The sequence below is a fragment of the Pseudomonas sp. Pseusp97 genome, from assembly GCF_047304025.1.
In the GTDB taxonomy this organism is placed as follows: Bacteria; Pseudomonadota; Gammaproteobacteria; order Pseudomonadales; family Pseudomonadaceae; genus Pseudomonas.
Genome location: NZ_JBGLYK010000206.1, coordinates 1 through 10,063 on the forward strand (window position 1 = coordinate 1; position 10,063 = coordinate 10,063).

The 10,063-nt window shown below is 66.3% G+C and carries 9 protein-coding genes and 1 pseudogene; 6 read left to right on the forward strand and 4 right to left on the reverse strand.

The annotated features are described in order from the left end of the window. Positions 1-531 precede the first annotated feature (531 nt). Both ACCC94_RS24090 and ACCC94_RS24095 read right to left on the reverse strand, forming a co-directional pair. Positions 532-870: a DUF5329 domain-containing protein gene (locus tag ACCC94_RS24090; protein WP_413352131.1), complete on the reverse strand. Its 339-nt coding sequence runs from the start codon at positions 868-870 to the stop codon at positions 532-534. A gap of 65 nt (positions 871-935) precedes the next feature. Continuing rightward, complete coding sequence (locus ACCC94_RS24095; RefSeq protein ID WP_413352124.1) at positions 936-2,018, reverse strand: patatin-like phospholipase family protein; 1,083 nt, start codon at positions 2,016-2,018, stop codon at positions 936-938. A 147-nt stretch (positions 2,019-2,165) separates the two neighbouring features. Between ACCC94_RS24095 and ACCC94_RS24100 the strand changes: the two genes are divergently transcribed. From ACCC94_RS24100 to ACCC94_RS24115, 4 genes are read left to right on the forward strand one after another with little or no spacing between them, the layout of a single operon-like run. Further along, positions 2,166-2,474 carry a PepSY domain-containing protein gene (locus ACCC94_RS24100; protein ID WP_413352125.1) on the forward strand — a complete coding sequence of 103 codons (309 nt, stop codon included), beginning with the start codon at positions 2,166-2,168 and terminating at the stop codon, positions 2,472-2,474. Beyond that, positions 2,474-2,788 (forward strand): PepSY domain-containing protein, encoded by a 315-nt coding sequence (locus ACCC94_RS24105; protein WP_413352126.1) that lies wholly within the window; start codon positions 2,474-2,476, stop codon positions 2,786-2,788. The genes ACCC94_RS24100 and ACCC94_RS24105 overlap by 1 nt, the downstream gene beginning before the upstream one ends. Beyond that, entirely contained in the window at positions 2,788-3,462 is a 675-nt protein-coding gene (locus tag ACCC94_RS24110) for a response regulator transcription factor (RefSeq protein WP_413352127.1), read from the forward strand. Before ACCC94_RS24105 ends, ACCC94_RS24110 begins: the two co-directional genes overlap by 1 nt. Continuing rightward, a complete protein-coding gene (locus ACCC94_RS24115) occupies positions 3,459-4,778 on the forward strand; it encodes a sensor histidine kinase (protein WP_413352128.1) in 1,320 nt (439 codons plus the stop codon). The genes ACCC94_RS24110 and ACCC94_RS24115 overlap by 4 nt, the downstream gene beginning before the upstream one ends. A 319-nt stretch (positions 4,779-5,097) precedes the next feature. Here ACCC94_RS24115 and ACCC94_RS24120 read toward each other — a convergent pair whose 3' ends face one another. After that, positions 5,098-5,853: a methyl-accepting chemotaxis protein gene (locus ACCC94_RS24120; RefSeq protein ID WP_412548412.1), complete on the reverse strand. Its 756-nt coding sequence runs from the start codon at positions 5,851-5,853 to the stop codon at positions 5,098-5,100. Between the two features lie 150 nt (positions 5,854-6,003). Then, positions 6,004-7,242, reverse strand: a pseudogene (locus ACCC94_RS24125) (chemotaxis protein); the annotation flags it as partial. A 292-nt stretch (positions 7,243-7,534) separates the two neighbouring features. Between ACCC94_RS24125 and ACCC94_RS24130 the strand changes: the two are divergent. Both ACCC94_RS24130 and ACCC94_RS24135 read left to right on the forward strand, forming a co-directional pair. After that, a complete protein-coding gene (locus tag ACCC94_RS24130; RefSeq protein ID WP_413352129.1) occupies positions 7,535-8,854 on the forward strand; it encodes a Na+/H+ antiporter family protein in 1,320 nt (439 codons plus the stop codon). 92 nt (positions 8,855-8,946) lie between these two features. After that, positions 8,947-10,014 (forward strand): AI-2E family transporter, encoded by a 1,068-nt coding sequence (locus ACCC94_RS24135; protein WP_413352130.1) that lies wholly within the window; start codon positions 8,947-8,949, stop codon positions 10,012-10,014. Positions 10,015-10,063: the final 49 nt, after the last annotated feature.

The following is a 10,063-nucleotide window of genomic DNA, read 5'->3' on the forward strand; positions in this document are numbered from 1 at the left end:
GAAGCTCCGCTCCTACGAAAAACGCACGGTGCCAACCTGTAGGAGCGAGCTTGCTCGCGAACCCGCCTTGGCGTCGGAGTGGCCGGCTGGCCATTGTCCCGGCTGCGCCGGGATTTCGCGGAGAAGCTCCGCTCCTACGAAAAGCGCACGGTGCCAACCTGTAGGAGCGAGCTTGCTCGCGAACCCGCGTTGGCGTCGGTGTGGCCGACTGGCCATTGTCCCGGCTGCGCCGGGATTTCGCGGAGAAGCTCCGCTCCTATGAAAAACGCACGGTGCCAACCTGTAGGAGCGAGCTTGCTCGCGAACCCGCCTTGGCGTCGGCGTGGCCGGCTGGCCATTGTCCCGGCTGCGCCGGGATTTCGCGGAGAAGCTCCGCTCCTACGAAAAATGCACGGTGCCAACCTGTAGAGCGAGCTTGCTCGCGAATCCGGCGGCTCCACTCGCACCGGCTTGCGTAGGAGCGGACTCTGTCCGCGATGACTTCCCATCCGCTCAACGGTCTGCGGCCAATCGCGGACGTTCCGAACGATCTTACCGGCCCTGGCGAATCCGCTTGAGCTCGTCGCCCAGCCAGGCGCTGGCGTCCTGCTTGCCGGCGGGGCAATCCACCTGGTAGCGCTGGCCGCTCATGCTGCTCTTGGTAGCGGCGCGCTCGATGAAGTCTTCCGCGCTGCCCACCATGTCCTTGTTCTCCAGGTAATCCAGCTTCTTCTGCAGGTGCGCCCGCGCCTCGGCGGCCGGGTACTCGCTGCCGTTGCGGATGAACTGGCAGCCGCTGTGTTCGACGAAGTCCAGCAACTGGCTGATTTCCTGCTGCGCCTTGGCGTCCATGGCGGCGTGAGCACTGCCACCGACAAGCATCAGGGCCATCAGGAGCGAGCGGAGGTTTCGAGAATGAGTCATGGCGATTCCTTGCCGGAGGGTGAAGCTGCCGATTATGTCAGCGGCTGCAGGCGTTCGCCGAGGCGGCCGCTGTCGACCAGTTCAAGGAACTCGTCACCCATCCGCTGGCTCTCGGCCATCGCCTTGCGCCAGTAACGCTCGCGCCCGGCGTCGTCGCCCAGATAACGATGGAAGTCCTTGCGGTCGGGCAGCTTGTTGTGCGGCAGGCGCGCCAGGTAGTCCTTCGACGGCGCCAGCAGCAGCACGTCCTGCAGGCGGCCGGCGTCGCCACGGCGCCAGGGCAGGCCCTTGTCGAACCAGCCGGGGATGACCTTGTCGGTGAAGTGCGGGTAGAGCACCACGCCCTCGGGCTGGTAGGGCAGGTCGAGGTGGTAGTCCAGCAACCCGCCGTCGCGGTAGGTGCCGGGGCCGGCGCCGGGAATGTCGCGCACGCCTTCCATGACCATGGGGATGGAGCCGGAGGCAAGCAGGGCGTGGCGCAGGTTGGTCAGGTCCAGGTGCAGGTAGCGCGAGGGAAAGTCCGCCAGCGCCTCCAGCGGCGGTGCGCGGCGGGCGTCATGGATGATCAGCCGTTCGAAGTGCCGATGCAGGTGGCGACGGCCGACCAGGTTGTCGCGGATAACTGCGCCCAGGCCCAGGCCGAGGTTCGCCTTGCCGTCCTGCGCGAGGCGGCCGTGGCTCTTCACCACCACTACGTTGAGGCGGTACCAGGGGTTGTCCAGCACGCTGGAGTCACAGCCATCGAGCAGGTCGTCGAGCATCTTCGCACAGCTTTTCGACACGTCGCTGATGCTCGCGTTGCGGGCGAAACGCTGCTGGGTATAGAGCTCGCCCAGACGGCGGATGCCTTCGGCCGGGTCGGGCAGGCAGGCGCTGGCGAAGCGCCAGGAGCCGATGGAGGCGCCGATCAGCGAGCGTTCGCGCGGGGCGCGCGGCAGCCATTCACCGAACAGGGCGAGGTCCAGGCCCTGGATGCCCAGCGCCTTCGGGCCGCCGGCGGCGCCGGGCAGGATTCCTACGTCGGCGGGGGCCAGCCCCTGTTCGCGGATGCGAAGGAGCGCACGGCTTCCAGCCTTGAGGGTGAGAGCGGGGGTCTTGATCTGGATGGCGGTCATGCGGGCCTCGCTTTGGCAGGCCGCGATTATAGAGCCTGTACGGGACAAGCAAGGAAACTTCACCGGGTGAATGTCTTTTGCCGATTCAGCTTGAGTTAAGTCCTTCGCCTTAGTCTGGAGATAAGAAAATTCCGACGAGGTATCTTCATGAACAGGCTGCTGACCCTGATTGCGCTTCCCGCTCTGCTGCTGGGGGCAGGTGCTGCGATGGCCCGCGACATCGGCCCGGATGAAGCGCTGCGCCTGCGCGATGCCGGCACCATCCGCAACTTCGAGGAGCTCAACCGAACCGCGCTGGCCAAGCATGCCGGCGGTTCGGTGTACGATAGCGAGCTCGAGCTGGAGCACGGCCGCTATCTCTACAAGGTCGACATCAAGGACGCCCAGGGCGTGAAATGGGATGTCGAGCTGGATGCGGTCACCGGCGAAGTCCTCACCGATCACCAGGATGACTGATGAAGACCGTTCTGCCGCGCGCGGTGCTGCTCGGCCTGGCGCTTGCCGCCATGGCCGGCACCGCGCAGGCCCATGACCTGAGCCAGGACGAAGCCCTGCGCCTGAGCAAGGAAGGGGTGATCCGCCCCTTCGAGGAAATCCTTCCCGCCGCGCTGAGCCGCTACCCCGGCTCGCGCCTGCTCGAAGCGGAGCTGGAGAAGGAGCACGACACCTACATCTACGAGGTGGAACTGCTGACCACCGAAGGCGTGGTGCGCGAACTGGAACTGGATGCCCGCGACGGTCGCATCCTCAAGGATAAGGAAGACGACTGATGCGCCTGCTGCTGGTGGAAGACCACGTACCCCTGGCCGATGAACTGCTGGCGACCCTGACCCGCCAGGGTTATGCGGTGGACTGGCTGGCTGACGGCCGCGACGCCGCCGTGCAGGGAGCCAGTGAGCCGTACGACCTGGTGATCCTCGACCTCGGCCTGCCGGGCCGCCCCGGGCTGGAAGTGCTGCAGGAGTGGCGCGGCATGGGGCTCGCGGTGCCGGTGCTGATCCTCACCGCGCGGGGCTCCTGGGCCGAACGCATCGACGGGCTGAAGGCCGGCGCCGACGACTACCTGACCAAACCGTTCCATCCCGAGGAATTGTTGCTGCGCATCCAGGCGCTGCTGCGCCGTGCCCGCGGCCTGGCCAACCAGAGCCAGCTGGAAGTGGCGGGCCTGAGCCTGGACGAGTCGCGCCAGTGTGTGCAGCAGGGCGGCAAGGAGGTCGACCTGACGTCCGCCGAGTTCCGTCTGCTGCGGTACTTCATGCTGCACCCCGGCCAGCTGCTGTCGAAATCGCACCTGGCCGAGCACCTGTATGACGGCGAGACCGAGCGCGACTCCAATGTCATCGAAGTCCACATCAACCACCTGCGCCGCAAGCTCGGTCGCGAGATCATCGAGACCCGCCGTGGCCAGGGCTATCGCTTCACCGGCAATGGAGTCGGCCGTTGATGTCGATCCAGCGCCGGCTCGGTCTCGGGCTCGGCGTGGTGCTGGTGGTGGTGGGCGTGGCGCTGGCGCAGGCGGGCCTCTGGCTGTTCGACCAGGGCTTGCGGCGCTACCTGGTGAACGGCCTGCAGGACGAGGCGGAAAGCCTGCTGGTGGGCATCACCCGTGGCCCGGCGGGGCTGCAACTGGACGGCCAGCGTGTCGATGCGGCCTATGAGCGGCTGTTCTCGGGGCGCTACTTCGTCATCCGCTTCGATGACCAGACCTGGCGTTCGCGCTCGCTGTGGGACAACGAGCTGAAACAGCCCTCGCACAAGGGCTTGGCCAGCAGGCTGGAGAAGGGGCCGGAAGGCCAACGCCTGCTGGTCTTTCGTGGCGACTACAAGCGTTACGGCAAGCACCTGAGCATCGTCGTCGCGCAGGACTACACGCCCGTCCTCAAGAGTTTCAATCGTTTGCGCAACATCGGCCTGGGTGCCGGTGCGCTGGCGCTGTTGCTGGTGCTGGTGTCTCAGGGCATTATCGTCCGCCGCTCCCTGCGCCCGCTGGAACGGGTGCGCCAGCAGATCGCGCAACTGCAGGAAGGCCAGCGCAGCCAGCTGGACAGCCAGGCGCCGCGCGAACTCGAACCCCTGGTGGAGCAGATCAACCACCTGTTGCAGCACACCGAGGACACCCTGCGCCGTTCACGCAATGCGCTGGGTAATCTCGGTCACGCGCTGAAGACGCCGCTGGCCGTGCTGATCAGTCTTGCCGACCGCGAGGAGCTGCGCGACCACCCCGAGTTGCGGCGGGTGCTGCAGGAGCAATTGGAGCAGATCGAGCAACGCCTGGCCCGCGAGCTGGGGCGTGCGCGGCTGGTGGGCGAAGCGCTGCCCGGCGCGCACTTCGATTGCGACGCGGAGCTGCCAAGCCTGTGCGACATGCTCAAGCTCATTCATGGTGACCACCTTTCCATCGACTGGCAGGCGCCCCCTGCGACGCGCCTGCCGTACGACCGGGAGGACCTGCTGGAAATGCTTGGCAACCTGCTGGACAACGCCTGCAAATGGGCCGACTCCGAGGTGCGGCTGAGGGTCGAGAAGGGGGGGGATGCGTATCAGCTGAGCGTGGACGACGATGGCCCCGGCATTGCCGAGGACCAGCGTGACAGTGTGCTGGAGCGTGGCACGCGGCTGGACGAGCAGGTGGCCGGGCATGGCCTGGGGCTGGGGATCGCGCGGGATATCGCGGCGGCTTGCGGTGGTGGACTGAAGCTGGCAAGCAGCGAACTGGGCGGGTTGCGGGTGGTCGTGGAGCTCCCTCGTCGGGCGGTTTGATCTGGCTGCCAGGGAGTTAGTGCGGTGCCGTGCGGTTCGCGAGCAAGCTCGCTCCTACAAGGTTAACTCGGCGCGCTCTTCGTAGGAGCGAGCTTGCTCGCGAACCCGCCCGGGCGTCGGTATGGCCGGCTGATCATTGTCCCGGCTGCGCCGGGATTTCGCGGAGAAGCTCCGCTCCTACGAAAAGCGCACGCTGCCAACCTGTAGGAGCGAGCTTGCTCGCGAACCCCGCCTGGGCACCGGCGTGGCCGGCGGACCTTGTCCCGGCTGCGCCGGGGTTTCGCGGAGAAGCTCCGCGCCTACGAAAGCGGCTCTGCCGTCAAACGCGGAACTGGTCCATCAACCCCTGCTGGTGGTTGGCCAGCTTGTTCAGCGACTGGCTGACCTGCGCCGATTCCTGCGCCTGGCTGGACAGCGATTCGGTCACGTCGCGGATGCCCGCCACGTTACGGTTGATCTCCTCCGCCACCGCGCTCTGTTCCTCGGCGGCGCTGGCGATCTGCAGGTTCATGTCGGTGATCACGCCCACCGCATCGCCGATGCGCTTGAGCGCGGCGACCGCCTGTTCGACCTGACTCACGCTGTCCTGCGCCTGGCGGTGGCTGTTGCTCATCGCGCCGACCACGTCGCGGGTGCCGTTCTGCAGGCCTTCGATCACCTGGCGGATTTCCTCCACCGAATCCTGGGTGCGCCTGGCGAGGTTGCGCACTTCGTCGGCGACCACCGCGAAGCCGCGCCCGGCCTCGCCGGCGCGGGCCGCTTCGATGGCGGCGTTGAGCGCCAGCAGGTTGGTCTGCTCGGCGATGCCGCGGATCACTTCCAGCACCGAGCCGATCTGCTCGCTGCTCTGCGCCAGGCCTTCCACCTGGCTCATGGCGCTGCTCATGTCGCTGGCCAGTTCGTCGATCAGGCGGGTGGTGTTGTCGATCACGCTGAGGCCGTCGCGGGTCGCCCCGTCGGCGCCGCGCGCGGCATCGGCGGCCATGGCGGCGCTGTTGGCGACATCGTGGGCGGTGGCGCTCATCTCCTGCGAGGCGGTGGCGACCTGGTCGACTTCGCGGAACTGCTGCTGCATGCCGGCGCTGGTCTGGCTGGCGATTTCCGAGGACTGGTCGGCGGTGGCGCGGGCGTCCTGCACCGAGGACTTCACGTCGCGGATGATCGGCTGCAGCTTGTCGAGGAAGCGGTTGAACCAGCCGGCCAGTTCGCCCAGCTCGTCCTTGCCGCTGTAGTCCAGGCGTTTGGTCAGGTCGCCTTCACCGCTGGCGATGTTGCGCAGCATGGCGGCGACATTGAGGATCGGCCGGGTCACGCCGCGGGCAGTGAGCCACATGGCGAACAGCCCGATCAGGATGGCGAGCAGGCCGAAGGCCAACTGGTAGGCGGTGCCCTGCACGCGCTGGTCGTCCAGTTCGTTCTGCAGCGTGATCGCCGGGCCGAGCAGCACCTTCTGCGGCACTTCCAGCAGCACGCCCCAGGGCTTGGAGCCGGGGATCGGCTGCAACGGTTCGACCACGCGCAACTGGTCGTCCTGGCGGAACACCTGCTCATGGTTGGCAGCGATGGCTTGCAGCAGTTCGGCGCCCTGGTTCGGATAGACGTCCTTGAGGTTCTTGCTCAGCCTGGAGGCATCGGCGCTGTGCCCGGCGAGCAGGCCGGCGGCGCTGACGATGCTGACGCGGCCCTGGCCGTCGTACAGTTCGCGGCTACCGTCGACGGCGATTTCCTGCAGCTTCTCCATGCTGATGTCCAGGCCCATGACGCCGATGACCTTGCCGTCCAGTTCCAGCGGAAAAGCGATGCTGGTCATGAGCATCTTCTTCTTGCCCACTTCGTCGAAGTACGGGTCGAGCACGCAGGGCTGGCCGGTGGTCTTGGGGCAGGTGAACCAGGCGTTATAGGCGCTGCCGCTGGGGCCGGGGCTGGTGTCCTGCAGCAGCGACTCGGCCATGGCTTCGGATTCCAGCTGGCCCGGCGTGGCCTGGGACCAGTAGATGGAGAAGCGCCCGGCGTCGTTGCTGCCCAGTTCGCCCTGGCCGGCGAAGAGCTTGTCCTTGCCGTCCAGCGCATCGGGTTCGAAGGCGACGTAGAGGCCCAGCAGCTCCGGGTTGCCTTCCAGCGCGGTCTTCACCTGGCGGGTCAGGTCCTCGCGCAGGTCGTACGCGTCGAGGAAGCGCTTCTGCGCCTGGTCGCGCAGGAACAGCACCTGCCGCGAAAAGCCCTTGCCGTACTGGTAGGCATCCATGATGTAGCGCTGGATGCGCATGGCCTGGACTTCGCCGCGCGATTGCAGGCGCGCCTGGGCCGCTTCATCGAGCATCCCGGTGCTCGATTGCTTGACCAGCGCGGTGCTGTGTTGGGTGCGGTAGACCGACAGGCCGGACAGCAGCGAGACGACGCCGAGCAGGCACAGCCCGGCGAGCAACGTGATCTTCCACTGGATGGAGAGACGGCGCAGCAACATGGAGAGGGGTCCTTGTTCTAACGAAACCTCGGGAGTGCCCGGTATATCGGCCTTTCCCGCATCTTCTTGACCGGTGACGGGGCGAAACGCCAGAAAACAGGCGATTCTGGCGTGCCATTAAGAACGCCGGCGACTTTCAGGCAAAAAGCGTGCGCACTTTGGTGGAAATCCCGCCTGCCGATTTCGGAAACGTCCTGATTCGACACGGGTTTTGACACCTCGCCGGGGGTTTGGCAGAGTGCGCGCCTTTTGCCCGTGCCCTGCGCGGCGATCCGTGAGAGGAGTGAAAAGGATGAATGCGGTGCTGATCGCCATTGGCCTGATGCTGGTGCTGAGCCTGTGTCGCGTGCATGTGGTGGTCGCACTGATCGCCGGCGCGGTGGCGGGTGGTTTGCTGGGTGGCCTGGGCATGGATGGCACGCTCAAGGCCTTCAACGACGGCTTGGGCGCCGGTGCGACAGTGGCGCTGTCCTACGCTATGCTGGGCGCCTTTGCTGTGGCCATCGCGCGCTCCGGAATGGCGCACGCCCTGGCCGATCGTGCCCTGGCGATGCTCGGCCGGCACGAGGCGAATGGCTCCGGCGCCTTCAAGTGGATGATGGTCGGCCTGCTGCTGGTGGTGGCGATCTCGTCGCAGAACATCCTGCCGATCCACATCGCTTTCATTCCGCTGCTGGTGCCGCCGCTGCTCTACGTGCTGACCCGCCTGCAGATCGACCGCCGGCTGATCGCCTGCGTCATCACCTTCGGCCTGATCACCCCCTACATGTTCCTGCCGGTGGGCTTCGGCAACATCTTCCTGAACCAGATCCTGCTGGCCAACGTGGCGCGCGCGGGCGTCGATGTTCAGGGCATCAACGTCACCCATGCCATGCTGATCCCGGCGCTGGGCATGGTCTGCGGGCTGCTGATCGCGGTGCTGTTCAGCTACCGCCGCAAGCGTGTCTATGACCTGGAGCGCATCGAACAGGCCGAGCGGGTCGATACGCCCTACAGCAGGATGAGCCTGGTGGTGGCGGGCGTCGCGGTGGCGGCGGCCTTTGCCGTGCAGCTGCTGCTGGACTCGATGATCCTCGGTGCGCTGGTGGGCTTCTTGGTGTTCTCGCTGTCCGGCGTGGTGCGCTGGAAGGAAGCGGACGACCTGTTCACCGAAGGCATGAAGATGATGGCCATGATCGGCTTCATCATGATCGCCGCCCAGGGCTTCGCTGCGGTGATGACCGCGACCGGGCAGGTCGCGAGCCTGGTGGACAGCGCCGCCGGCTGGATCGGCAGCAGCAAGGCACTGGGCGCCTTCATGATGCTGCTGGTGGGCCTGCTGGTGACCATGGGCATCGGTTCGTCCTTCTCCACGGTGCCGATCATCGCGGCGATCTTCGTGCCGCTGGCGGTGCACCTGGGCTTCAGCCCGCTGGCCATCGTCAGCATCGTGGGTACCGCCGGTGCGCTGGGTGACGCGGGTTCGCCAGCGTCGGATTCCACCCTGGGGCCGACCTCCGGCCTGAACGTGGACGGCCAGCACAACCACATCTGGGACACTGTGGTGCCGACTTTCCTGCACTACAACCTGCCGCTGCTGGCGTTCGGCTGGGTGGCGGCGATGGTGCTTTAGCGGGCCGAAGCGCACGGCGCGCGCTGCGAAAGTTGCACTCGGCAGGCCAACTGCTGACTAATGAGCTGGTTTAACCTTTCACGGACCTGCTCATGTTCGAATCGAAACTGGAATACCGGACGTTCCTCGCCCTGCTGCTGGTGGTGACACTCGCCTTCGGTTGGATCCTGCTGCCGTTCTACGGGGCGGTCTTCTGGGGCACCATCCTGGCGATCATCTTCGCCCCGCTGCAACGCCGCCTGCGCCTGAAGCTCAACGGGCGCAACAACCTCGCCGCGCTGATTTCCCTCGGTGTGTGCTTCCTGATCGTGATCCTGCCGGTGACCTTCATCGCCGGCGCGCTGGTGCAGGAAGGTGCCACGGTCTACCAGCGATTGAAGTCGGGTGAGCTGAATTTCATCGTCTACTACCAGCAAGCCGTCGCCGCGCTGCCGGGTTGGGCGCATCAGCTGCTGGAGCGCTTCGATCTGGCGGACCTTTCCAGCCTGCAGGAAAAACTCTCGACGGGGGCGATGCAGGCGAGCCAGCTGGTGGCGACCAAGGCCTTCAGCATCGGCCAGAACACCTTCGAGTTCGTCATCAGCTTCGGCATCATGCTGTACCTGCTGTTCTTCCTCCTGCGCGATGGCCCTGCGCTGGGACGCCGGATCAAGCAGGCGGTACCGCTGAGCGCCGAGCACAAGCAGCACCTGTTCACCAAGTTCACCACGGTGATCCGTGCCACGGTGAAGGGCAACATCGCCGTCGCCGCGACCCAGGGCGCGCTGGGCGGGCTGATCTTCTGGTTCCTCGGCATCCAGGGCTCGCTGCTCTGGGGCACGCTCATGGCCTTCCTCTCGCTGCTGCCGGCGATTGGCGCAGGGCTGATCTGGGTGCCGGTGGCAGCCTACTTCCTGCTCACCGGGGCGATCTGGCAGGGCGTAGTGCTGACACTGTTCTGCGTGGTGGTGATCGGCCTGGTGGACAACATCCTGCGCCCGATCCTGGTGGGCAAGGACACCAAGATGCCCGACTACGTGGTGCTGATTTCCACTCTCGGCGGCATGTCGCTGTTCGGCCTCAACGGCTTCGTCATTGGCCCGCTGATCGCGGCGCTGTTCATGGCCTCCTGGGACCTGTTCACCGGCCGCGAAGGCGACCAGCCCAAGGCGGCGGAGTAGGTGTAGGAGCGGGGGGGGGGGGGCCGCCCCCCCCCCCCGCGCGCGGGGG